Genomic DNA, 23,982 nt, shown 5'->3' on the forward strand with positions numbered 1-23,982 from the left:
TGCCCCTTCGAGTCTTCTGCTGAACAACGAATTGTTTCGTGAAATGTCTTAGGGCGTAAAGTAAGCAGAAGCGGTGTACACCGTTATCATGGATGAGTTTGAGGCTTTTTTATTAGCCTAAACAGAGTGGAACCGCGCTTAAAAGGCGTCTCTGTCAATATGACAGAGGCGTCTTTTTTATACCGTAAAAGTGGGTATAAGTATAAGTTTGATCTCCTTGTATAAAGATTTAGAGGATAAGTGGGGAGTTAAGGGAGTTAGTTCACTCGAAAAAGCAGCCCATAAAGGGGAGGGGACATCGATGTTTAAGAGGCTTCGGGAAGATATTGAAGTCGTTTTTGAACAGGATCCAGCGGCACGAAGTTATTTCGAAGTCATTTTGACTTACTCTGGATTACATGCAGTTTGGGCCCATCGAATTGCACATGCTTTTTATAAAAAGAATTTCTTTTTTATTGCACGTTGGATTTCACAAGTTAGTCGGTTTTTTACTGGCATTGAGATTCATCCAGGAGCAACAATTGGTCGTCATTTTTTCATTGACCATGGAATGGGGGTTGTAATTGGAGAAACGTGTGAGATTGGTGATAATGTAACAATTTATCAAGGTGTTACATTAGGTGGTACGGGAAAAGAAAAGGGAAAGAGGCACCCTACAATTCAGGATAATGTATTAATTGCAACAGGTGCTAAAGTACTAGGCTCAATTACTGTTGGAGAGAATTCTAAAATTGGAGCAGGATCCGTTGTATTAAAAGAAGTCCCTGCGCATTCTACAGTTGTAGGTATACCTGGCCGAGTCGTTATTCAAAATGGAGTGAAGATTGGTCAAGAGTTAAATCATTCCGATCTTCCGGATCCGATTTTTGATAAATTAAAGGTTATGGAAGCAGAACTTGATAAATTGAAAAAGCAACTTGAAGTAAAGGTAGAAAGGAAGGATAAAAATGACTATTCACATTTATAATACGCTAACACGTCAAAAGGAAAAGTTTATTCCATTAGAAGAAAATAAGGTAAAGATGTATGTTTGCGGTCCTACAGTATATAACTACATCCATATTGGGAATGCGAGACCCCCTATGGTGTTCGATACAGTACGCCGTTATTTAGAATACAAAGGGTACGAAGTGCAGTATGTATCTAACTTTACTGACGTAGATGATAAATTAATTAAAGCAGCAAATGAATTAGGTGAAGATGTACCGACAATTGCTGACCGTTTCGTTGAAGCATATTTTGAAGATGTAACCGCACTAGGTTGCAAACATGCAACAGTTCATCCGCGTGTAACAGAAAATATGGATATTATTATTGAATTTATTCAAGAACTTGTGAATAAAGGGTATGCATATGAATCAGAAGGTGATGTGTACTTTAGAACGAAAGAATTCGAAGGTTACGGTAAATTATCGCATCAGCCAATCGCTGATTTACGTCATGGTGCACGTATTGAAGTAGGAGAAAAGAAACAAGACCCTCTTGACTTTGCTTTATGGAAAGCTGCAAAAGAGGGAGAAATCTTCTGGGAAAGCCCTTGGGGGAAAGGACGTCCAGGGTGGCATATTGAATGCTCAGCGATGGCACGTAAGTACTTAGGGGATACAATTGACATTCATGCTGGTGGTCAAGACTTAGCATTTCCTCATCATGAAAATGAAATTGCACAGTCCGAGGCGTTGACTGGAAAAACATTTGCACGTTACTGGATGCATAATGGATATATTAATATTGATAATGAGAAGATGTCTAAGTCACTTGGAAACTTCATTTTAGTTCACGATATCATTAAGCAATATGATCCACAGTTAATTAGATTCTTTATGCTATCAGTACATTACCGTCATCCAATTAACTTTAGTGAAGAGTTATTACAAAGTACGAATAACGGGCTAGAAAGAATTAAAACAGCTTACGGTAACTTAAAGCATCGTATGGAAAGTAGCGCGAATTTAACAGATCATAATGAGAAATGGTTAGCTGAGATGGAAAAATTCCAGGCTGCATTTGAAGAAGCAATGGATGATGACTTCAATACTGCTAATGCGATTACTGAATTATATAATGTAGCAAATCACGCAAATCAATATTTATTAGAAGAACATACTTCTAAAGTTGTAATTGAAGCATACGTGAAACAACTTGAAACATTATTCGATATTTTAGGATTAGAATTAGCAAAAGAAGAATTGCTTGATGAGGAAATTGAGGTGCTTATCCAAAAGCGTATTGAAGCTCGTAAAAATCGTGATTTCGCATTATCTGATCAAATTCGCGATGATTTAAAAGAACGTAATATTATTTTAGAAGATACCGCACAAGGTACAAGATGGAAAAGAGGATAAGAATGATTGATGCAAAGCAATTAAACAGCTTAGCGTTAGCATATATGGGTGATGCGGTATATGAACAATATATCCGCTATCACCTCCTTCAAAAAGGAAAGGTTCGTCCTAATCAATTACATCGCTTAGGGACGAGCTTTGTTTCGGCAAAAGCACAGGCGAAAGTTGTTTATCATTTATTAGAGACGTCATTTTTGACAGAGGAAGAAGAGGCGGTATTAAGAAGAGGGCGTAATGCAAATTCAGGTACCGTTCCGAAAAATACGGATGTACAAACATATCGACATAGTACAGCCTTTGAAGCGCTAATTGGTTATCATCACTTATTAAATAATCGTGAAAGATTAGACGAAATTGTATATAAGGCAATTGCAGTTTTAGAAGAAAAGGAAGGGGGCACATCATCATGAGTAGTGAATATATTATCGGACGTAACCCTGTAATTGAAGCGTTACGATCAGGGAGAGATATTAATAAAATTTGGATCGCGGAAGGTGCTGCCAAAGGGCAAGTGCAGATTGTACTAGCATTAGCGAAAGAAAATAAGATTATTTTACAACATGCACCAAAGAAGAAGTTAGATCAATTAGTTGAGGGTAATCATCAAGGTGTAATTGCTCAAGTAGCTGCATACCAGTATGCTGAATTAGAAGATTTATTCAAAGTAGCAGAAAAACGTAATGAAGATCCATTCTTCTTAATCTTAGATGAAATTGAAGATCCGCATAACCTAGGTTCTATTATGCGTACTGCTGATGCCACAGGAGCTCATGGGGTTATTATTCCGAAAAGAAGGGCTGTAGGACTTACAGCATCAGTTGCAAAAGCATCAACAGGAGCAATTGAATATATTCCAGTTGCGCGCGTAACAAACTTATCTCGCACAATTGATGAATTGAAGGAACGCGGACTTTGGATTGCTGGTACAGATGCCAAAGGAAAAACGGATTACCGTAATTTAGATGGTAAAATGCCGATTGGATTAGTAATTGGTAGTGAAGGAAAAGGTATGAGTCGTATTATTGGTGAAAAGTGTGATTTCTTAATTACTTTACCGATGGTTGGTAAAGTTACATCCTTAAATGCTTCAGTAGCCGCAAGTTTGTTAATGTATGAGGTATATCGTAAACGTCACGAAATTGGTAAATAAAAAATGAACGATATTTTAATCGTTGACGGTTACAACATTATCGGAGCTTGGGGAGACTTGAAAAAACTACGGGATGTAGATTTGCAATCATCAAGAGACGCGCTTATTGATAAGATGGCGGATTATCAAGGATATACAGGAACGAAAGTAATGATAGTCTTTGATGCCTATACAGTCCACGGTATTGAAAAAAAGATGAAACAATCGCGGGTGGAAGTAATATTCACGCGCAAAAATCAAACTGCGGACGAAAAGATAGAGAAACTTGCGATTGAGCTTAGAAATATAAATACACAAATATATGTTGCGACTTCTGATTATACGGAACAATGGGTTATATTTGCGCAAGGTGCCCTTCGGAAATCTGCGCGTGAATTAGAGTTAGAAGTACAAGCGATGGAACAACAAGTAAGAAGACGTACAAAAGACACGAAAGAAAAGCAACCTGCCATGCGAAAGATATTTAGTGAGGATATTACAGAAAAATTAGAAAAATTAAGAAGAGGAGAGCGTTGAAGCATTGACGCTCTTTGTCTTTTTACTGTATAATATTGCTAAATAAATAGCGGTCGGAGGGATCAAGGTGGAAGCAGGCTTCGTAAGTGTAGGCGACGTTACATTTCGTGATTTAGAGGATGAGGCAATCGTTGAGTTAGTTCGAAAAGGTAATACTGACGCTCTAGAATATTTAATTCATAAATATAAGAACTTTGTTCGCGCGAAATCAAGATCTTATTTCTTAGTGGGTGCCGATCGAGAAGATATTGTTCAAGAAGGTATGATTGGATTGTTTAAAGCAATTCGTGATTATAAAGAGGACAAGCTGTCTTCGTTCAAAGCATTTGCTGAACTGTGTATTACTCGACAAATTATTACCGCTATTAAAACAGCAACAAGACAAAAACATATTCCTTTAAATTCGTATGTGTCTTTAGATAAGCCGATTTACGATGAGGAATCTGATCGAACGTTATTGGATGTTATTTCCGAAGCGAAGGTGACTGATCCTGAAGAGATGATCATTAGTCAAGAAGAATATACCGACATAGAGTCTAAAATATCTGAATTATTAAGCGATTTAGAAAGAAAAGTACTTTCTTTATACTTAGATGGTCGCTCTTATCAAGAGATTTCGGAACAGTTAAACAGACATGTGAAATCTATTGATAACGCTTTACAGCGGGTGAAGAGGAAATTGGAACGATATATGGAAATGAGAGAGAGTACAACTTTAAATTCATAGAAAGTAACGCAGGTGTAAATTAATTCACCTGTTTTCTTTTTGTAAAGAGAGTGGGAGTCATGACATTGACATTGTCTTTTGTTGTATGATACATTTTTAGGGACATAATGTTACAAGGCTGGTGTAACTAATGAGGAAAAAAGTTGTACTCTCATGTGAAGAGTGTAAAAATCGAAACTACTCTACGATGAAAGATACGAGCTCAGTAGAGCGACTTGAGATAAAGAAGTTTTGTAAAACATGCAATAAGCATACAGTTCACAAGGAAACAAAATAAATAATACACTGGAGGTCCCGCAGATGCGTTTAACGAACTTTTTCGGCGATGTAGGTCGCGAAATGAAAAAAGTAAGTTGGCCTAAAAAAGATGAATTACTCCGCTCAACAGCGACTGTTATCGCTACAGTTGTGTTCTTTGCGATTTTCTTCGCAGTAGTTGATATGGGCATTTCTTCTTTAATTCGGTTAATTCTTGGTTAATTCTTGAATAAGAAGCACTTATCCATGATATAATGTTATTTATAAGAACTGTGTAAAAGCCCGGTGAACGGGTTTTTTCATTTGCGCAAAAAAATGTACGTCAGGGAGGGAAGGACGCTCGTCCTAAATGAATGGAAAAAAGTTGGTATGTTGTCCATACTTATTCTGGATATGAAAATAAAGTAAAGGCAAACCTAGAGAAACGTGTAGAATCAATGGGTATGCAAGATAAAATTTTCCGTGTTGTTGTCCCGGAAGAAGTAGAAGTAGAAATGAAAAATGGTAAAGAAAAAATAATGAAAAGAAAAGTGTTCCCAGGTTACGTATTAGTGGAACTAATCATGACTGATGACTCTTGGTATGTTGTTCGTAATACACCGGGTGTAACAGGTTTTGTTGGTTCTTCAGGTTCTGGATCTAAACCATCTCCTCTATTAGAAGAGGAAGTTGTTACCATTATGAAGCATATGGGAATGGACAATGAAGTGGTTGATTTCGACTTTGAACTTCATGAGACAGTACGTGTAAATGAGGGACCATTCGCAGATTATACAGGTGCTATTGAAGAAATTGATGTGGAGAAGAAGAAAGTTAGTGTGCTTGTAGATATGTTTGGTCGCGAGACTCCAGTTGAACTTGACTTCCATCAAATTGAAAAATTATAAAATGAAACTTGAAATGAATTGTAAAAAGTGATAATATCTTTTAAGTCAGTACGTCTTCGTTATCGGAGACGTTTTTTGAAAGATTTTATCGTTACAGATAAAATATGACGTGGGAGGGCAAATCACTGTCCAATTGACCACATCACGGACTTAAGGAGGTGTGTCTCGTGGCTAAAAAGGTAATTAAAATGGTAAAGCTTCAAATTCCTGCAGGTAAAGCTAACCCAGCTCCACCAGTTGGTCCAGCATTAGGACAAGCAGGTGTTAACATCATGGGCTTCTGTAAAGAGTTTAACGCTCGTACAGCAGATCAAGCTGGTCTTATCATCCCTGTTGAAATTACGGTATTTGAGGACCGTTCATTCACTTTCATTACTAAAACTCCTCCTGCTGCTGTTCTTCTTAAGAAAGTAGCTGGTATTGAGTCTGGTTCTGGTGAACCAAACCGTAATAAAGTGGCAACTGTTAAGCGTGATAAAGTACGCGAAATCGCTGAAACTAAAATGCCTGACCTAAACGCTGCTAGCGTAGAAGCTGCAATGCGTATGGTTGAAGGTACTGCACGCAGTATGGGCATCGTTATCGAAGACTAATTCGATTTGTTTTTAAAAAAGGTTGCGGGTCTGGAATTCCAATTCGCAACCTTTATTATCGTAAATGATTATCGTTTTTTAAAATAAAAGGATGGCGCGCATCCTCAGGTTATCCCTGGAAAAAAAGCGTAAACGTGGGAGGTTATTCCGCTAAAACCACATTCGAGGAGGAAATAAAAATGGCTAAAAGAGGTAAAAAGTACGTAGAAGCTGCGAAGCTTGTCGATCGTGCAACTGCTTACTCTGCAACAGAAGCAGTAGAATTAGTAAAGAAAACAAACACAGCTAAATTTGATGCAACTGTAGAAGCTGCATTCCGTTTAGGTGTTGACCCTAAGAAAGCTGACCAACAAATTCGTGGCGCAGTTGTTCTTCCACACGGTACTGGTAAAGTACAACGTGTATTAGTATTCGCTAAAGGCGAAAAAGCAAAAGAAGCTGAAGCTGCTGGCGCTGAATTCGTAGGCGATGCTGATTACATCGGTAAAATCCAACAAGGTTGGTTCGATTTCGATGTAGTAGTAGCAACTCCTGACATGATGGGTGAAGTTGGTAAACTTGGTCGCGTATTAGGACCTAAAGGTTTAATGCCAAACCCTAAAACTGGAACAGTTACTTTCGATGTAACTAAAGCTGTTAACGAAATCAAAGCTGGTAAAGTTGAATACCGCGTTGATAAAGCTGGTAACATCCACGTTCCAATCGGTAAAGTATCTTTCGAAGATGCTAAACTAGTAGAAAACTTCAAAACAATTGCTGACACGCTACAAAAAGCTAAGCCAGCTGCTGCAAAAGGTACTTACATGAAGAATGCAACTGTTGCTTCTACAATGGGACCTGGCGTACGCGTAGACGTTTCTACACTTGCGTAAAAATTGGAAGTTGACTTCATAAAGAAGTTTTAATATAATCATTTATGTTGTGAATTTAAATAGTGTACCGTAGACAGTAGGTGTCATTCGACTTAATTTCCTACCTAGGTGTTAATATACGAAGCGGAATCTTTTTTCTGTGACTATATGCCTCCATGTCTACAAGTTGGGCATGGAGGTTTTTAGTGCACTTTCGGTACATCTTCTATATAATCTACAGGAGGTGTAATAACATGAGCAAAGTAATCGAAACTAAACAACAAGTTGTAACTGAAATCGCGGACAAACTTCGCGCTAGTAAATCTACAATCGTTGTTGACTACCGTGGTTTAACAGTTTCTGAAGCAACAGAATTACGTAAGCAATTACGTGAAGCTGGCGTTGAGTTCAAAGTTTACAAAAACTCTTTAACTCGTCGTGCTGCAGAGTCTGCTGAAATGGCTGAGTTAAACGAATTCTTAACAGGACCAAACGCAATCGCGTTCAGTAACGAGGATGTAGTTGCTCCTGCGAAAGTATTAAACGACTTCGCTACAAAACATGAAGCTTTAGAAATTAAAGCGGGCGTAATCGAAGGTAAACTTGTAACACTTGATGAGGTTAAAGCTATCGCTACTCTTCCATCACGTGAAGGCTTACTTTCTATGCTTCTTAGCGTTCTTCAAGCTCCAATCCGTAACCTTGCACTTGCTACTAAAGCAGTTGCAGAACAAAAGGAAGAGCAAGGCGCTTAATTTTTTAAAAGATAATTACTTGTTATCTATAAAACAATACAAACCTATTTAAGGGAGGATATTTACAATGACTAAAGAACAAATCATTGAAGCAGTTAAATCTATGACTGTATTAGAACTTAACGACTTAGTAAAAGCTATCGAGGAAGAATTCGGCGTAACTGCTGCTGCTCCTGTAGCTGTAGCTGGTGGCGCTGGTGAAGCTGCTGCTGAGAAAACTGAATTTGACGTAGTACTTGCAAGTGCTGGCGCTCAAAAAATCAAAGTTATCAAAGCTGTACGTGAAATCACTGGTCTTGGCTTAAAAGAAGCTAAAGAATTAGTTGACAACACTCCAAAAGCAATCAAAGAAGGCGTTTCTAAAGAGGAAGCTGAAGAAATGAAAGCTAAACTTGAAGAAGTTGGCGCTGCTGTAGAAGTTAAGTAATTAACTTTTGATGCTTTAAAAAGCTCGCTCTCATGCGAGCTTTTTTTTTAACTGTAAAGAAAAGAGGTGGCCATATGGCAGACCATTATTTTTCTAACGACCCTTCTAGTAAGAGTGATCGTAAACGATGGGAATTTACGCTTCGTGAATCTCGATTTACTTTTTTATCTGACCATGGGGTGTTCTCGAAAAACGAAGTGGACTTTGGTTCTCGTCTTTTAATTGAAGCGTTTCAAATGCCAGATGTTAAAGGTAATGTGTTAGACGTAGGGTGTGGGTACGGTCCAATCGGTTTGTCGTTAGCGAAAGAGTTTCAAGATCGTGAAATTCACATGGTGGATGTGAATGAAAGGGCCTTGGGGCTTGCAAAAGAAAATGCCGCTAATAACAAAATTGAAAATGTACGTATTTTGCAAAGTAGTGTCTATGAAAATGTAGATGGCAAGTATGCTGTTATTCTATCTAATCCTCCAATTCGTGCTGGTAAAGATATCGTGCATGAGATTTTAGAAAAAGCTGTAGAGTATTTAGTTTCAGGTGGAGAATTGTGGATTGTTATTCAAAAGAAACAAGGTGCACCATCTGCGCTAAAAAAACTAGAAGAAGTATTTTCTGAAGTTGAAGTTGTAGAAAAGAAAAAAGGATATTATATCATAAAATCAAAAAAGCGTTGACGGTTATTTTTGGCTATGTTAACATTATACAATGCCAATATATGATTTTCTGCGTTGAGAAAAGATGTATATTTTTGTTTCTCTTGGAAAAGATAGTAAAATCAGCAGATTATGAAACAGAATGATGGTTTTCTTAAAGAAGCCATTTTTCTTTTTGAGCAGGTAGAAAGACTCAACGTATCTATCTTTAAGAGAAAAAAACTACGCTAATAGCAGTAGTTGTATTTATTTGTGATTTTGCACAAATTTTTTTGTGCATTTATAATACTCATGATTTGAGGGGTGAAGCAGTTGACAGGTCAACTAGTTCAATACGGACGCCACCGCCAACGAAGAAGTTATGCCCGTATTAGTGAAGTATTAGAGTTACCAAATCTTATCGAAATTCAAACCTCTTCTTATCAGTGGTTTCTTGATGAGGGTTTGCGAGAAATGTTCCAAGACATTTCTCCGATCGAAGACTTTACGGGAAATCTATCGCTTGAATTTATCGACTACAGCTTAGGTGAACCTAAATACTCTGTAGAAGAATGCAAAGAGCGTGATGTGACGTATGCAGCACCACTTCGTGTAAAAGTGCGTCTAATCAACAAGGAAACTGGTGAAGTAAAAGAACAAGATGTGTTCATGGGAGATTTCCCACTCATGACAGAGACTGGAACATTCGTAATTAACGGTGCAGAACGTGTTATCGTTTCCCAGTTAGTTCGCTCTCCAAGCGTATACTATAGTGGCAAAGTGGATAAAAACGGAAAACGTGGTTTTACTGCTACTGTAATTCCAAACCGCGGGGCTTGGTTAGAGTATGAGACAGATGCTAAGGATGTTGTATATGTACGTATTGACCGTACTCGTAAACTTCCTGTAACTGTTTTGTTACGCGCATTAGGGTTTGGCTCTGATCAAGAAATCACCGAGCTTTTAGGTGATAACGAATACTTAAGCAACACATTAGAAAAAGACAACACAGATAGCACAGAAAAAGCATTGCTTGAAATTTATGAGCGTCTACGCCCTGGTGAACCACCAACAGTAGAAAATGCAAAGAGCTTACTTGTGTCTCGTTTCTTTGATCCGAAGCGCTACGACTTAGCAAATGTAGGTCGCTATAAGATCAACAAAAAGCTACACATTAAAAATAGATTGTTTAACCAACGTTTAGCTGAAACACTGGTGGATCCAGAAACTGGTGAAATTTTAGCGGCAGAAGGAACAGTCTTAGATCGTCGTACGCTTGATCGCATTCTACCTTACTTAGAGAAAAACATTGGATTCAAAACAGCGAAACCAATGGGTGGAGTGGTAGCAGGCGATGTTGAGCTGCAATCTATTAAGATTTATGCTCCTGAGTCAGAAGGCGAACGCGTAATTAACGTAATTGGTAATGCAAATATTACTCGTGATATAAAACATATTACACCAGGTGATATCCTTGCTTCTATCAGCTACTTCTTCAACCTACTATACAAAGTAGGGGATACAGACGATATCGACCACTTAGGAAACCGTCGTTTACGTTCAGTAGGAGAGCTTTTACAAAACCAATTCCGTATCGGTCTTTCTCGTATGGAACGTGTTGTTCGTGAGAGAATGTCGATTCAAGATACAAATGCAATTACACCACAGGCGTTAATTAACATCCGTCCTGTTATTGCATCTATTAAAGAGTTCTTCGGAAGTTCTCAGTTATCTCAGTTCATGGACCAAACAAACCCATTAGCAGAGTTAACTCACAAACGAAGACTATCTGCATTAGGACCCGGTGGTTTAACGCGTGAGCGCGCAGGATTTGAAGTGCGTGACGTTCACTACTCTCACTACGGTCGTATGTGTCCGATTGAAACACCAGAGGGACCAAACATCGGTTTGATTAACTCATTATCTTCGTTCGCGAAAGTAAATGAGTTTGGTTTCATTGAAACACCATACCGTCGTGTTGACCCAGAAACTGGTCTTGTAACAGGGCAGGTTGATTATTTAACAGCAGATGAAGAAGATAATTATGTTGTAGCCCAAGCGAATATGAAATTATCTGAAGAAGGAGAATTCCTTGATGAAGATATCGTAGCTCGTTTCCGTGGTGAAAACATTGTCACAAATAAAGAACGCATCGACTATATGGATGTATCTCCAAAGCAAGTAGTGTCGGCAGCGACAGCTTGTATTCCGTTCTTAGAAAACGATGACTCTAACCGCGCACTTATGGGAGCGAACATGCAACGTCAGGCGGTTCCGTTAATGAATCCGGAATCACCGATTGTAGGTACAGGTATGGAGTACGTATCAGCAAAAGACTCAGGTGCTGCAGTAATCTGTAAACACCCTGGTGTTGTTGAACGCGTAGAAGCACGTGAAGTTTGGGTACGTCGCTATGTAGAAGTTGACGGTCAAACAGTAAAAGGCGACTTAGATCGCTACAAAATGCAAAAATTCATTCGTTCTAACCAAGGAACTTGCTACAACCAACGTCCAATCGTAAGTGTTGGAAATGAAGTTGTAAAAGGTGAAATCCTTGCGGATGGTCCTTCTATGGAATTAGGTGAACTAGCACTTGGACGTAACGTGCTTGTTGGCTTCATGACATGGGACGGTTATAACTATGAGGATGCGATCATTATGAGTGAGCGCCTTGTAAAAGATGATGTGTACACTTCTATTCATATTGAAGAATATGAGTCAGAAGCTCGTGATACGAAGCTTGGACCAGAAGAAATTACACGTGATATTCCAAACGTCGGAGAAGATGCACTTCGTAACCTTGATGAGCGTGGTATTATTCGCGTCGGTGCTGAAGTAAAAGATGGAGATCTACTTGTTGGTAAAGTAACACCTAAAGGTGTAACAGAATTAACAGCAGAAGAACGTCTATTACATGCAATCTTCGGTGAAAAAGCACGTGAAGTACGTGATACATCACTACGTGTACCACATGGTGGTGGCGGTATTATCTTAGACGTAAAAGTATTCAACCGTGAAGATGGCGATGAATTGCCACCGGGCGTGAATCAACTTGTACGTGCGTATATCGTTCAAAAACGTAAAATTTCTGAAGGTGACAAGATGGCAGGACGTCACGGTAACAAAGGTGTTATCTCTCGTATTTTACCAGAAGAAGATATGCCTTACTTACCAGATGGTACGCCAATCGATATCATGTTAAACCCATTAGGGGTACCATCTCGTATGAATATCGGTCAGGTATTAGAGCTTCATCTTGGTATGGCAGCAAGATACCTTGGCATTCACATTGCAACACCAGTATTCGATGGTGCTCGTGAGGAAGATGTATGGGGCACAATTGAAGAAGCTGGTATGGCAAATGACGCGAAAACAATCCTGTATGACGGACGTACTGGTGAACCATTCGATAACCGCGTATCTGTTGGTGTCATGTATATGATCAAACTTGCGCACATGGTTGACGATAAACTTCATGCTCGTTCTACTGGACCATACTCACTTGTAACGCAGCAACCTCTTGGAGGTAAAGCTCAGTTCGGTGGACAGCGTTTCGGTGAGATGGAGGTTTGGGCACTTGAAGCTTATGGTGCTGCTTATACTCTTCAAGAAATCTTAACAGTGAAGTCTGATGATGTTATCGGACGTGTTAAGACGTATGAAGCAATTGTTAAAGGTGAAAATGTTCCAGAACCAGGCGTTCCTGAATCATTCAAAGTATTGATTAAAGAACTGCAAAGTTTAGGTATGGACGTTAAAATGATGTCTAGCGACGATAAAGAAATCGAAATGCGTGATACAGAAGATGACGACGATCATCAATCAGCAGATAAATTGAATGTCGAAGTTGAGACAACTAAGGAATAATTGGGATAACCTGTAGACTAAAAGGGAGGTAGGCCCCTTGATAGATGTAAATAACTTTGAATATATGAAGATTGGACTTGCTTCACCTGACAAGATTCGTTCTTGGTCATACGGTGAAGTTAAGAAACCAGAAACAATTAACTATCGTACGTTAAAGCCTGAAAAAGATGGCTTGTTCTGTGAGCGTATTTTCGGACCACAAAAGGACTGGGAATGTCATTGCGGAAAATACAAACGTGTACGTTATAAAGGTGTAGTTTGTGATCGATGTGGCGTTGAAGTAACGCGTGCAAAAGTTCGTCGTGAACGTATGGGTCATATCGAATTAGCTGCTCCTGTATCTCATATTTGGTATTTCAAAGGTATCCCGAGCCGCATGGGACTTGTCTTAGACATGTCCCCTCGCGCGCTTGAAGAAGTAATTTATTTCGCTTCTTATGTTGTAACAGAAAGTGGAGATACACCACTTGATAAGAAGCAATTACTTTCTGAAAAAGAATACCGTGCATATCGTGATCGATATGGTAGCACATTCCAAGCTGCTATGGGTGCAGAAGCGATTAAAAAGCTACTACAAGATATCGATTTAGATAAAGAAGTAGACTTCTTAAAAGAAGAATTAAAAACAGCACAAGGACAACGCCGTACTCGTGCTATTAAACGTCTAGAAGTATTAGAAGCATTCCGTAACTCTGGAAATCACCCATCTTGGATGATCCTAGATGTTCTTCCAGTTATCCCACCAGAACTACGCCCAATGGTACAGTTGGATGGTGGACGTTTTGCTACTTCTGATTTAAACGACTTATACCGTCGTGTAATTAACCGTAACAACCGTTTAAAACGTCTATTGGACTTAGGTGCACCAAGCATCATCGTTCAAAACGAAAAACGTATGTTACAAGAAGCTGTAGACGCATTAATCGATAATGGTCGCCGTGGCCGTCCAGTTACTGGACCAGGTAACCGTCCATTAAAATCTCTATCTCACATGCTTAAAGGTAAACAAGGACGTTTCCGTCAAAACTTATTAGGTAAACGTGTTGACTACTCTGGTCGTTCAGTAATCGTTGTAGGACCGAACTTAAAGATGTACCAATGTGGATTACCGAAAGAAATGGCGCTTGAACTGTTCAAACCTTTCGTTATGAAAGAGTTAGTTGAAAAAGGTTTAGCACACAACATTAAGAGTGCTAAACGTAAAATCGAGCGTGTACAACCTGAAGTTTGGGACGTTTTAGAATCTGTGATTAAAGAACATCCAGTACTTCTAAACCGCGCACCAACACTTCACCGTCTTGGTATCCAGGCGTTTGAACCTACACTAGTAGAAGGTCGTGCAATCCGTCTTCACCCACTTGTATGTACTGCATACAACGCGGACTTTGACGGTGACCAAATGGCGGTTCACGTTCCGTTATCATCAGAAGCACAAGCAGAAGCTCGTATTCTTATGTTAGCGGCACAAAACATCTTGAATCCAAAAGACGGAAAACCAGTTGTTACTCCATCTCAGGATATGGTATTAGGTAACTACTACTTAACACTTGAGCGTGAAGGTGCAATCGGTGAAGGTATGGTCTTCAAAGATGCCAACGAAGCAATACTTGCATACCAAAATGGATATGTACATCTGCACACGCGTGTTGCAGTTGCTGCAAGTTCAGTAAATAATGTAACGTTTACTGAAGAGCAAAAAGGTAAGCTTCTATTAACAACAGTTGGTAAATTAATATTTAACGAAATCTTACCAGAGTCGTTCCCTTATATTAACGAACCAACAAACTCAAACCTTGAAAAAGAAACACCAGCGGAATATTTCGTTGAAAAAGGTGCGAACATTAAAGAAATTATTGCTAGTCGCGAAGAAGTGGCACCATTTAGCAAGAAGATTCTTGGTAACATCATTGCGGAAGTATTCAAGCGTTTCAAAATTACAGAGACGTCTCGCATGCTTGACCGTATGAAGAACTTAGGATTTAAATACTCTACAAAAGCTGGTATTACAGTTGGGGTATCTGACATTCTTGTATTAGGTGAAAAAGATGAAATTCTCCACGAAGCACAAGCAAAAGTAGATAATGTAATTAAACAATTCCGTCGCGGTTTAATCACGGAAGAAGAACGTTACGATCGTGTTATCTCTATTTGGAGTAATGCAAAAGACGTTATCCAAGGAAAACTGATGAAGTCCTTGAATAAACGCAATCCAATCTTCATGATGAGTGATTCCGGTGCCCGTGGTAACGCATCTAACTTCACTCAGCTTGCTGGTATGCGTGGTCTGATGGCCAATCCATCTGGTCGTATCATTGAACTTCCGATCAAATCAAGTTTCCGTGAAGGTTTAACAGTACTTGAGTACTTCATCTCTACGCATGGTGCTCGTAAAGGTCTTGCCGATACAGCACTTAAGACTGCCGATTCTGGTTACTTAACACGTCGTCTTGTAGACGTTGCACAAGATGTAATTGTTCGTGAAGATGATTGTGGAACAGATCGCGGTTTACTAATTGGTGCGATTAAAGAGGGTAATGAAGTAATTGAGTCATTATATGATCGTCTTGTTGGACGTTTTGCAAGAAAAACTGTAAAACATCCTGAAACAGGTGAAGTATTAGTTGCTGAAAATCAATTAATTACTGAAGATATCGCTCATATCGTTGAAAATTCGGGTGTTGAAACTGTAAACATTCGTTCAGCGTTTACGTGTAACACTCGCCATGGTGTATGTAAGAAGTGTTACGGTCGTAACTTAGCAACTGGTACAGACGTAGAAGTAGGAGAAGCGGTAGGTATTATCGCGGCTCAATCTATCGGTGAGCCAGGTACACAGTTAACGATGCGTACGTTCCATACAGGTGGGGTTGCCGGTGATGATATCACACAAGGTTTACCTCGTATCCAAGAGATCTTTGAAGCTCGTAATCCGAAAGGTCAGGCAGTTATCAGTGAAATCGACGGTGTTATCGCAGCGATCAACGATGTTAAAGATCGCCAAGAAGTAGTTGTACAGGGTGAGGTTGAAGCTCGTACGTATGCTATTCCTTACGGTGCTCGTCTGAAAGTAACGCCAGGACAGCCAATTAGCCACGGTAAAGAGTTAACAGAAGGTTCTATTGATCCGAAAGAATTACTAAAAGTAACGGACATTACGGCAGTTCAAGAATACTTATTACGTGAAGTTCAAAAAGTATACCGTATGCAAGGGGTAGAAATTGGTGACAAACACGTAGAGGTAATGGTACGTCAAATGCTACGTAAAGTTCGTGTAAGTGATGCAGGTGAAACAGATGTATTACCAGGAACATTACTAGATATCCATCAGTTTACTGATGCGAATGCGAAGGTGTTACTGCAAGGTAAACAACCAGCAACGGCTAGACCTGTTCTACTTGGTATTACAAAAGCTTCACTTGAAACTGATTCATTCTTATCTGCAGCATCATTCCAAGAAACAACTCGTGTCTTAACTGATGCAGCAATTAAAGGTAAACGTGATGAGCTTCTAGGACTGAAAGAGAACGTTATTATCGGTAAACTTGTTCCTGCTGGAACAGGTATGAATCGTTATCGCAAAGTTGATCTTGTAAAAACAACACAAGATGACATGAATGTAGAAAACGATGAGATTTATGTGGAACAGTAAAATTTTCCGTCGTAAATTTTGTATAAAAACATCTAATCCTAGTTGACATTGTATGAGTCAAAATGTTACTATAATCAAGGTTGCTCCTGAACGATGCTTTGGAGGATATTTATATGTCTTATCAAAAAGTGTCAAATGCTGAAAATGTAGTCGTTGGTCATAAACGAACATTGGAAGCAATCAAAAATGGTATAGTTAAAGAAGTTGTTATTGCAGAAGATGCTGATGTGCGGTTAACCCATATTATCATTCGCACTGCTTTGCAACATAACATACCCATAACCAAAGTTGAATCAGTTCGTAAGCTTGGAAAAGTTTCGGGGATTCAAGTGGGAGCTTCAGCAATAGGAATAATAAGTTAAAACTGTTTTTGTGAGGAGAGAGCATTTGCTCTTCCTTGCAAAAACTTTGTTTTCAACTAATAATGAACCACCTGGATATGTGGTCATACAAATATGCGAAGGGAGGATAATCAAATGCCTACTATTAACCAATTAGTGAGAAATGGTCGTACTGATAAAGTATGGAAATCTAAATCACCTGCGTTAAACAAAGGTTTTAACTCTTTAAAGAAAAAATCAACTGATATCTCTGCACCTCAAAAACGTGGTGTATGTACTCGTGTTGGTACAATGACTCCAAAGAAACCTAACTCAGCGTTACGTAAATACGCTCGTGTACGTTTAACAAACGGTATTGAAGTTACAGCTTACATCCCAGGTATCGGTCATAACCTACAAGAGCATAGCGTAGTATTAATTCGCGGTGGTCGAGTAAAGGATTTACCAGGGGTACGTTACCACATCGTTCGTGGAGCGCTTGATACAGCTGGTGTTGACAAACGTATGCAAGGACGTTCTAAATATGGTACTAAGCGACCAAAACCTGCTAAAAAATAATAAACTTATAATGAAAGGAGGAACTCAATATGCCTCGTAAAGGACCTGTTGCGAAACGTGACGTGTTACCTGATCCAATGTACAATTCTAAACTTGTAACACGCCTAATCAACAAAATGATGGTTGACGGTAAAAAAGGTAAATCTCAAACAATTCTTTATAACGCTTTCGATATCGTTCGTGAACGTTCAGATAAAGAACCAATGGAAGTATTCGAGCAAGCTCTTAAGAACATCATGCCTGTTCTTGAAGTACGCGCTCGTCGTGTTGGTGGTGCTAACTACCAAGTTCCAGTTGAGGTTCGTCCAGAACGCCGTACAACTTTAGGTCTTCGCTGGTTAGTAAACTATGCTCGTCTTCGTGGTGAAAAAACTATGGAAGAGCGTCTAGCTTACGAAATCTTAGATGCAGCTAACAACGCTGGTGCATCTGTTAAGAAACGTGAAGACACTCATAAAATGGCAGAAGCTAACAAAGCATTTGCTCATTACCGTTGGTAGGATTCAACGTAAAATAAATGTAAGCATAAACCGCTTTATTTGTCGCTTATGGAAGTGTGGAGAGGGAGAATGCCTCTCCCTTTCGTTGGGCGCTCGTTTTACATAATGAGGGTACTGGACACTGGCATATGTAACAATATAAAGTGGCTTTTTTGCTACTTAAAATAAAAAAATCCAATCCATATATGGAAGGAGCAAGACACCAAATGACAAGAGAGTTCTCTTTAGAAAACACTCGTAATATTGGTATCATGGCTCACATCGATGCTGGTAAAACTACAGCAACTGAGCGTATTCTGTATTACACAGGACGTATTCATAAAATCGGTGAAACTCATGAAGGTGCATCTCAGATGGACTGGATGGAGCAAGAGCAAGAGCGTGGTATCACAATTACTTCTGCTGCAACTACAGCTCAATGGAAAGGTCACCGTGTAAACATCATTGACACTCCAGGACACGTAGACTTCACAGTAGAAGTAGAACGTTCTTTACGCGTACTTGATGGTGCGGTAGCAGTACTTGATGCACAATCTGGTGTTGAACCACAAACAGAAACTGTTTGGCGTCAGGCTACTACTTACGGTGTACCTCGTATCGTATTCGTTAACAAAATGGATAAGATCGGTGCAGATTTCTTATACTCTGTAGGAACAATCCACGATCGTTTACAAGCAAACGCACATCCAATTCAGTTACCAATCGGTGCTGAAGATGAGTTCAATGGTATCATTGACCTTGTTGAAGAGTGTGCTTACATGTACGGTAACGATTTAGGAACAGACATCGAGCGTGTCGAAATTCCTGAAGAGCACAAAGAACTAGCTGAAGAATACCGTGGAAAGCTTATTGAAGCGGTAGCTGAGCTTGATGAAGAAATGATGATGAAGTACCTAGAAGGTGAAGAAATCACTGTAGAAGAGCTTAAAGCTGGTATCCGTAAGGCTACAACTTCTGTAGAATTCTTCCCAGTAATCTGTGGTTCTGCATTCAAAAACAAAGGTGTTCAAATTCTGTTAGACGCAGTTATCGACTACCTACCATCTCCATTAGATGTACCTGCTATTAAAGGTACTCTTCCGGATACAGAGGAAGAAGTAGAACGTAAGTCTAGCGATGAAGAACCATTTGCAGCTTTAGCATTCAAAATCATGACTGACCCTTATGTTGGTAAGTTAACGTTCTTCCGTGTGTACTCTGGTGTGTTAAACTCTGGATCATACGTGAAAAACTCAACTAAAGGTAAGCGTGAGCGTGTAGGTCGTATCCTACAAATGCACGCTAACAGCCGTGAAGAGATTTCAACAGTTTACGCTGGTGACATCGCTGCTGCTGTAGGTTTAAAAGATACTACTACTGGTGATACTCTTTGTGACGAGAAGAGCCTTGTTATCCTTGAGTCTATGGAATTCCCAGAGCCAGTTATCTCTGTAGCTATCGAACCAAAATCTAAAGCTGACCAAGATAAAATGGGTACAGCATTATCTAAGCTTTCTGAAGAAGATCCAACATTCCGTGCTCACACTGACCAAGAAACTGGCCAAACAATCATCGCTGGTATGGGTGAACTTCACCTTGATATCATCGTTGACCGTATGCGCCGTGAATTCAAAGTTGAAGCAAACGTTGGTGCTCCTCAGGTAGCATACCGTGAAACTTTCCGCGCTGCTGCGAAAGTTGAAGGTAAGTTCGCTCGTCAATCTGGTGGACGTGGACAATTCGGTCACGTTTGGATTGAGTTTGCACCTAACGAAGAAGGTAAAGGATTTGAATTCGAAAACAAAATCGTCGGCGGTGTAGTTCCACGTGAATACATCCCAGCTGTTGGAGCGGGTCTTGAAGACTCACTTAAAAATGGTGTACTAGCTGGTTACCCACTAGTTGACATTAAAGCAGCATTAGTTGACGGTTCTTACCATGATGTCGATTCATCTGAGATGGCGTTCAAAATCGCTGCATCTATGGCACTTAAAGCTGCGGTTTCTAAATGTAACCCAGTAATTCTTGAGCCAATGATGAAAGTTGAAGTTGTAATTCCTGAAGAATACATGGGAGACATCATGGGTGACGTAACATCTCGTCGTGGACGTGTAGAAGGTATGGAAGCTCGCGGTAACGCACAAGTTGTTCGCGCTATGGTTCCACTTTCTGAAATGTTCGGTTATGCGACAGCATTACGTTCAAACACTCAAGGACGCGGAACATTCTCAATGACATTTGATCATTATGAAGAAGTACCGAAGTCTGTTTCAGAAGAAATTATTAAAAAAAATAAAGGTGAATAATTGATTTTTATCGATTGTTCAAGTATAACTACTTATGTAAGCTTAGAAAGTGAGACTTCGGTTTCGCTTTCTAGTCTAAATATAAAATAACCTATATAAACTAAGGAGGAATTTAGAATGGCTAAAGCTAAATTCGAACGTTCTAAACCCCATGTTAACATCGGTACAATCGGCCACGTTGACCATGGTAAAACTACATTAACTGCTGCGATCACTACAGTTCTTGCAAAAGCTGGTGGTGCTGAAGCACGCGGATACGATCAAATCGACGCTGCTCCAGAAGAAAGAGAGCGCGGAATCACAATCTCAACTGCACACGTTGAGTACGAAACTGAAACTCGTCACTATGCACACGTTGACTGCCCAGGTCACGCTGACTATGTTAAAAACATGATCACTGGTGCTGCTCAAATGGACGGCGGTATCTTAGTAGTATCTGCTGCTGATGGCCCAATGCCTCAAACACGTGAGCACATCCTTCTTTCTCGTCAAGTAGGTGTACCTTACATCGTTGTATTCTTAAACAAATGCGACATGGTAGACGACGAAGAATTATTAGAATTAGTAGAAATGGAAGTTCGTGACCTATTATCTGAATACGGATTCCCAGGCGACGACATTCCTGTAATCAAAGGTTCTGCTCTTAAAGCTCTTCAAGGAGAAGCTGATTGGGAAGCAAAAATCATTGAATTAATGACTGAAGTTGATGCTTACATCCCAACTCCAGAACGTGAAACTGACAAACCATTCTTAATGCCTATCGAGGATGTATTCTCTATCACAGGTCGTGGTACAGTTGCAACTGGTCGTGTAGAGCGTGGAATCGTTAAAGTTGGTGACGTAGTAGAAATCATCGGTCTTGCTGAAGAGAATGCTTCTACAACTGTAACTGGTGTAGAAATGTTCCGTAAACTTCTTGACCAAGCTCAAGCTGGAGACAACATCGGTGCTCTTCTTCGTGGGGTTGCTCGTGAAGACATCCAACGTGGACAAGTTCTTGCTAAAACTGGCTCTGTAAAAGCACACGCTAAATTCAAAGCTGAAGTTTTCGTATTATCTAAAGAAGAAGGTGGACGTCACACTCCATTCTTCGCTAACTACCGTCCTCAGTTCTACTTCCGTACAACTGACGTAACTGGTATCATCCAATTACCAGAAGGTACTGAAATGGTAATGCCTGGTGACAACATCGAAATGACTATCGAACTTATCGCTCCAATCGCTATCGAAGAGGGAACTAAATTCTCTATTCGTGAAGGTGGACGTACAGTAGGTTACGGCGTAGTTGCAACTATCGTTGAGTAATCTTAACTGATATAAAAACCCAAGGGATTCTCCCTTGGGTTTTTTGTTTGTGTTTATATAATGAGTAAGATTATATTTTTATGTTTTGACGAGTTTCTTCTATATTAATATAAAACCATCAAAACAAAATCCAGAAACTGTAAAATGAATTCTGTTAGATGAAAACTTGAAATTCTTTAAAGTGCCATGTATAATAGCAAAAGTAGAGAAAAGCAGATGCAAACAAAAAGATGCTTGCATCTAGACGAATAACATTGTATAATAGACAATGTTGGTCTTTGACTGCGATGAAGTGGAAGGTTGCTGACACACCCGGCCGCTTTGCCATGGCATGGTGTGGGGAAATTTCCATGGAGAAGGTCTATTTTAGAAATAGGCGAACGAAGGAGGGAAAATAATGGCAAAAGAAAAAATTCGTATCCGTTTAAAAGCTTATGATCACCGTATTCTTGATCAATCAGCTGAGAAAATTGTAGAAACAGCTAAGCGTTCTGGGGCAACAGTTTCTGGTCCGATCCCATTACCAACTGAGAAGACTATTTACACAATTCTTCGTGCTGTTCATAAGTACAAAGATTCTCGTGAGCAATTCGAAATGCGCACACACAAACGTTTAATCGATATCGTGAGTCCTACTCCACAAACAGTAGATTCATTAATGCGTTTAGACTTACCGTCTGGTGTAGATATCGAAATCAAACTATAAATTATATAACTTAAAAATGTAGGAGGTGTAACTCATGACCAAAGGAATCTTAGGAAGAAAGATCGGTATGACTCAAGTATTTGCTGAGAACGGTGAGTTAATCCCAGTAACAGTTATCGCTGCTAATCCAAACGTTGTTCTTCAAAAGAAAACAACTGAAACTGATGGCTACAATGCAATCCAGTTAGGATTTGAAGATAAACGTGAAAAGTTAACTAACAAACCTGAACAAGGCCACACTGCTAAAGCATCTACAACTCCTAAGCGCTTCATTCGCGAAATCCGCGATGCAGACGTGGACGGATTAGAGGTTGGTCAAGAGGTAAAAGTTGAAGTTTTCGCTGCAGGTGAAATCGTTGACGTAACAGGAATTTCTAAAGGTAAAGGTTTCCAAGGTGTTATCAAACGCCACGGACAATCTCGCGGACCTATGTCTCATGGTTCTCGCTATCACCGTCGTCCAGGTTCAATGGGCCCAGTTGCTCCGAACCGTGTATTCAAAGGCAAAAAACTTGCTGGACGTATGGGTGGAGACCAAGTTACTATCCAAAACTTAGAAATCGTTCAAGTTGACACTGAGCGCAACTTATTACTAGTAAAAGGTAACGTTCCAGGTGCTAAGAAATCTCTTGTAGTTGTTCAAGGCGCTGTGAAGGTTAGCAAATAATTCACAATAGGAAGGAGGAATTCCAATGCCAAAAGTTACTGTATATAACCAAACTGGTTCACAGGTTGGTGAAATCGAATTAGCTGAAGCTATTTTCGGTATCGAACCAAATGAAGCTGTACTTTTCGAAGCTGTAATGATGCAACGTGCATCTTTACGTCAAGGTACACACAAAGTAAAAACTCGTTCTGAAGTTCGCGGTGGTGGTCGTAAACCATGGCGTCAAAAAGGAACTGGACGTGCTCGTCAAGGGTCTATCCGCTCTCCTCAATGGCGTGGTGGTGGTACGGTATTCGGACCTACACCAAGAAGCTATGCGTACAAACTTCCTAAGAAAGTTCGTCGTTTAGCAATCAAATCTGCATTAGCTACTAAAGTAGTTGAGAACAACATTGTAGTTCTTGAAGACCTAGTGTTAAATGCACCAAAAACAAAAGATATGCTAGCAGTACTTAAAGGATTAACTGTTGAGAAGAAAGCTCTTATCGTAACTGCTGATGCAAACGAATCTGTAGAGTTATCTGCTCGCAATATCCCTGGAGTAACAGTAATCACTGCTGATGGCGTAAACGTTTTAGACGTGCTTCATCATGATAAGCTAATCATGACAAAAGCGGCAGTGGAAAAAGTAGAGGAGGTGCTTGCATAATGAGAGATCCTCGTGATATCATTAAGCGCCCAGTTATCACTGAACGTTCTATGGAAATGATGGCTGAAAAAAAATACACGTTCGATGTGGACGTTAAATCTAATAAAACAGAAGTTAAAGATGCTCTTGAAGCGATCTTTGGTGTTAAAGTAGAAAAAGTGAACATCATGAACTACAAGCCGAAAGCAAAACGCGTTGGTCGTCACGCTGGTTTTACTAGCCGTCGTCGTAAAGCAATCGTTAAGCTAACTGCTGACAGCAAAGAAATCGAAATCTTCCAAGGCGTTTAATTCTTACTAAAGAAGGAGGGAAAT

25 protein-coding genes and 2 other annotated features (1 of these 27 cut by a window edge) are annotated in these 23,982 nt (G+C 39.7%); all 25 genes read left to right on the forward strand.

Annotated elements, in window-relative coordinates:
• Positions 1-156, forward strand: a binding site (T-box leader) (it extends 93 nt beyond the left edge of the window).
• 145 nt (positions 157-301) lie between these two features.
• Positions 302-967: a serine O-acetyltransferase gene (gene cysE / locus F0362_RS00570; protein ID WP_000476498.1), complete on the forward strand. Its 666-nt coding sequence runs from the start codon at positions 302-304 to the stop codon at positions 965-967.
• Positions 948-2,345 carry a cysteine--tRNA ligase gene (cysS, locus tag F0362_RS00575; protein ID WP_000152286.1) on the forward strand — a complete coding sequence of 466 codons (1,398 nt, stop codon included), beginning with the start codon at positions 948-950 and terminating at the stop codon, positions 2,343-2,345. The genes cysE and cysS overlap by 20 nt, the downstream gene beginning before the upstream one ends.
• Before the next feature lie 2 nt (positions 2,346-2,347).
• Entirely contained in the window at positions 2,348-2,755 is a 408-nt protein-coding gene (locus F0362_RS00580) for a Mini-ribonuclease 3 (RefSeq protein WP_000564265.1), read from the forward strand.
• On the forward strand, positions 2,752-3,495 hold the full coding sequence (rlmB, locus tag F0362_RS00585; protein WP_000093761.1) for a 23S rRNA (guanosine(2251)-2'-O)-methyltransferase RlmB: 744 nt from the start codon (positions 2,752-2,754) through the stop codon (positions 3,493-3,495). Before F0362_RS00580 ends, rlmB begins: the two co-directional genes overlap by 4 nt.
• A gap of 3 nt (positions 3,496-3,498) precedes the next feature.
• Positions 3,499-4,011 (forward strand): NYN domain-containing protein, encoded by a 513-nt coding sequence (locus F0362_RS00590; protein ID WP_000997879.1) that lies wholly within the window; start codon positions 3,499-3,501, stop codon positions 4,009-4,011.
• Positions 4,012-4,078: 67 nt separating this feature from the next.
• Entirely contained in the window at positions 4,079-4,738 is a 660-nt protein-coding gene (locus tag F0362_RS00595) for an RNA polymerase factor sigma-70 (RefSeq protein WP_000387198.1), read from the forward strand.
• A gap of 130 nt (positions 4,739-4,868) precedes the next feature.
• Positions 4,869-5,015 carry a 50S ribosomal protein L33 gene (gene rpmG, locus F0362_RS00600; RefSeq protein ID WP_012260172.1) on the forward strand — a complete coding sequence of 49 codons (147 nt, stop codon included), beginning with the start codon at positions 4,869-4,871 and terminating at the stop codon, positions 5,013-5,015.
• Between the two features lie 23 nt (positions 5,016-5,038).
• Entirely contained in the window at positions 5,039-5,218 is a 180-nt protein-coding gene (gene secE, locus F0362_RS00605) for a preprotein translocase subunit SecE (RefSeq protein WP_001241321.1), read from the forward strand.
• Positions 5,219-5,349: 131 nt separating this feature from the next.
• A complete protein-coding gene (gene nusG, locus F0362_RS00610; RefSeq protein WP_000415793.1) occupies positions 5,350-5,883 on the forward strand; it encodes a transcription termination/antitermination protein NusG in 534 nt (177 codons plus the stop codon).
• A gap of 167 nt (positions 5,884-6,050) precedes the next feature.
• Entirely contained in the window at positions 6,051-6,476 is a 426-nt protein-coding gene (gene rplK / locus F0362_RS00615; protein WP_001085872.1) for a 50S ribosomal protein L11, read from the forward strand.
• Positions 6,477-6,655: 179 nt separating this feature from the next.
• Complete coding sequence (gene rplA / locus F0362_RS00620) at positions 6,656-7,348, forward strand: 50S ribosomal protein L1 (protein ID WP_002093855.1); 693 nt, start codon at positions 6,656-6,658, stop codon at positions 7,346-7,348.
• Positions 7,349-7,397: 49 nt separating this feature from the next.
• Positions 7,398-7,542 (forward strand) — a sequence feature (ribosomal protein L10 leader region).
• 39 nt (positions 7,543-7,581) lie between these two features.
• On the forward strand, positions 7,582-8,082 hold the full coding sequence (gene rplJ, locus F0362_RS00625; protein ID WP_000048718.1) for a 50S ribosomal protein L10: 501 nt from the start codon (positions 7,582-7,584) through the stop codon (positions 8,080-8,082).
• Between the two features lie 67 nt (positions 8,083-8,149).
• Positions 8,150-8,509, forward strand: coding sequence for a 50S ribosomal protein L7/L12 (gene rplL / locus F0362_RS00630; protein ID WP_000159737.1), 360 nt, complete (start codon positions 8,150-8,152; stop codon positions 8,507-8,509).
• A gap of 74 nt (positions 8,510-8,583) precedes the next feature.
• Positions 8,584-9,183 (forward strand): class I SAM-dependent methyltransferase, encoded by a 600-nt coding sequence (locus tag F0362_RS00635; RefSeq protein ID WP_000763276.1) that lies wholly within the window; start codon positions 8,584-8,586, stop codon positions 9,181-9,183.
• Positions 9,184-9,474: 291 nt separating this feature from the next.
• Complete coding sequence (gene rpoB / locus F0362_RS00640) at positions 9,475-13,008, forward strand: DNA-directed RNA polymerase subunit beta (RefSeq protein WP_000147560.1); 3,534 nt, start codon at positions 9,475-9,477, stop codon at positions 13,006-13,008.
• Positions 13,009-13,045: 37 nt separating this feature from the next.
• The gene (gene rpoC, locus F0362_RS00645) at positions 13,046-16,657 is read left to right on the forward strand and encodes a DNA-directed RNA polymerase subunit beta' (RefSeq protein WP_000567945.1); all 3,612 of its coding nucleotides are present in this window, start codon (positions 13,046-13,048) and stop codon (positions 16,655-16,657) included.
• A gap of 113 nt (positions 16,658-16,770) precedes the next feature.
• Positions 16,771-17,019: a 50S ribosomal protein L7ae-like protein gene (locus F0362_RS00650; RefSeq protein WP_000121831.1), complete on the forward strand. Its 249-nt coding sequence runs from the start codon at positions 16,771-16,773 to the stop codon at positions 17,017-17,019.
• A 114-nt stretch (positions 17,020-17,133) separates the two neighbouring features.
• Positions 17,134-17,556 (forward strand): 30S ribosomal protein S12, encoded by a 423-nt coding sequence (rpsL, locus tag F0362_RS00655; protein WP_001142341.1) that lies wholly within the window; start codon positions 17,134-17,136, stop codon positions 17,554-17,556.
• A gap of 29 nt (positions 17,557-17,585) precedes the next feature.
• A complete protein-coding gene (gene rpsG, locus F0362_RS00660; RefSeq protein ID WP_001137492.1) occupies positions 17,586-18,056 on the forward strand; it encodes a 30S ribosomal protein S7 in 471 nt (156 codons plus the stop codon).
• Between the two features lie 206 nt (positions 18,057-18,262).
• Positions 18,263-20,341, forward strand: coding sequence for an elongation factor G (gene fusA, locus F0362_RS00665; RefSeq protein ID WP_000196385.1), 2,079 nt, complete (start codon positions 18,263-18,265; stop codon positions 20,339-20,341).
• A gap of 117 nt (positions 20,342-20,458) precedes the next feature.
• The gene (tuf, locus tag F0362_RS00670; RefSeq protein ID WP_001029617.1) at positions 20,459-21,646 is read left to right on the forward strand and encodes an elongation factor Tu; all 1,188 of its coding nucleotides are present in this window, start codon (positions 20,459-20,461) and stop codon (positions 21,644-21,646) included.
• A 397-nt stretch (positions 21,647-22,043) separates the two neighbouring features.
• On the forward strand, positions 22,044-22,352 hold the full coding sequence (gene rpsJ, locus F0362_RS00675) for a 30S ribosomal protein S10 (protein ID WP_001040595.1): 309 nt from the start codon (positions 22,044-22,046) through the stop codon (positions 22,350-22,352).
• A 34-nt stretch (positions 22,353-22,386) separates the two neighbouring features.
• A complete protein-coding gene (gene rplC, locus F0362_RS00680; protein WP_000160209.1) occupies positions 22,387-23,019 on the forward strand; it encodes a 50S ribosomal protein L3 in 633 nt (210 codons plus the stop codon).
• 25 nt (positions 23,020-23,044) lie between these two features.
• Positions 23,045-23,668 (forward strand): 50S ribosomal protein L4, encoded by a 624-nt coding sequence (gene rplD, locus F0362_RS00685; RefSeq protein ID WP_001127258.1) that lies wholly within the window; start codon positions 23,045-23,047, stop codon positions 23,666-23,668.
• The gene (gene rplW, locus F0362_RS00690) at positions 23,668-23,958 is read left to right on the forward strand and encodes a 50S ribosomal protein L23 (RefSeq protein ID WP_001205558.1); all 291 of its coding nucleotides are present in this window, start codon (positions 23,668-23,670) and stop codon (positions 23,956-23,958) included. The genes rplD and rplW overlap by 1 nt, the downstream gene beginning before the upstream one ends.
• The last annotated feature ends 24 nt before the right edge of the window (positions 23,959-23,982 follow it).

It is taken from the genome of Bacillus sp. BS98, assembly GCF_008432245.1.
In the GTDB taxonomy this organism is placed as follows: Bacteria; Bacillota; Bacilli; order Bacillales; family Bacillaceae_G; genus Bacillus_A; species Bacillus_A toyonensis.

Coding starts and splice junctions, on each gene's coding strand:
- cysE (WP_000476498.1), top strand. CDS start 302: ATGTTTAAGAGGCTTCGGGAAGATATTGAAGTCGTTTTTGAACAGGAT.
- cysS (WP_000152286.1), top strand. CDS start 948: ATGACTATTCACATTTATAATACGCTAACACGTCAAAAGGAAAAGTTT.
- F0362_RS00580 (WP_000564265.1), top strand. CDS start 2,348: ATGATTGATGCAAAGCAATTAAACAGCTTAGCGTTAGCATATATGGGT.
- rlmB (WP_000093761.1), top strand. CDS start 2,752: ATGAGTAGTGAATATATTATCGGACGTAACCCTGTAATTGAAGCGTTA.
- F0362_RS00590 (WP_000997879.1), top strand. CDS start 3,499: ATGAACGATATTTTAATCGTTGACGGTTACAACATTATCGGAGCTTGG.
- rpmG (WP_012260172.1), top strand. CDS start 4,869: ATGAGGAAAAAAGTTGTACTCTCATGTGAAGAGTGTAAAAATCGAAAC.
- secE (WP_001241321.1), top strand. CDS start 5,039: ATGCGTTTAACGAACTTTTTCGGCGATGTAGGTCGCGAAATGAAAAAA.
- nusG (WP_000415793.1), top strand. CDS start 5,350: ATGGAAAAAAGTTGGTATGTTGTCCATACTTATTCTGGATATGAAAAT.
- rplA (WP_002093855.1), top strand. CDS start 6,656: ATGGCTAAAAGAGGTAAAAAGTACGTAGAAGCTGCGAAGCTTGTCGAT.
- rplJ (WP_000048718.1), top strand. CDS start 7,582: ATGAGCAAAGTAATCGAAACTAAACAACAAGTTGTAACTGAAATCGCG.
- rplL (WP_000159737.1), top strand. CDS start 8,150: ATGACTAAAGAACAAATCATTGAAGCAGTTAAATCTATGACTGTATTA.
- F0362_RS00635 (WP_000763276.1), top strand. CDS start 8,584: ATGGCAGACCATTATTTTTCTAACGACCCTTCTAGTAAGAGTGATCGT.
- F0362_RS00650 (WP_000121831.1), top strand. CDS start 16,771: ATGTCTTATCAAAAAGTGTCAAATGCTGAAAATGTAGTCGTTGGTCAT.
- rpsL (WP_001142341.1), top strand. CDS start 17,134: ATGCCTACTATTAACCAATTAGTGAGAAATGGTCGTACTGATAAAGTA.
- rpsG (WP_001137492.1), top strand. CDS start 17,586: ATGCCTCGTAAAGGACCTGTTGCGAAACGTGACGTGTTACCTGATCCA.
- fusA (WP_000196385.1), top strand. CDS start 18,263: ATGACAAGAGAGTTCTCTTTAGAAAACACTCGTAATATTGGTATCATG.
- tuf (WP_001029617.1), top strand. CDS start 20,459: ATGGCTAAAGCTAAATTCGAACGTTCTAAACCCCATGTTAACATCGGT.
- rpsJ (WP_001040595.1), top strand. CDS start 22,044: ATGGCAAAAGAAAAAATTCGTATCCGTTTAAAAGCTTATGATCACCGT.
- rplC (WP_000160209.1), top strand. CDS start 22,387: ATGACCAAAGGAATCTTAGGAAGAAAGATCGGTATGACTCAAGTATTT.
- rplD (WP_001127258.1), top strand. CDS start 23,045: ATGCCAAAAGTTACTGTATATAACCAAACTGGTTCACAGGTTGGTGAA.
- rplW (WP_001205558.1), top strand. CDS start 23,668: ATGAGAGATCCTCGTGATATCATTAAGCGCCCAGTTATCACTGAACGT.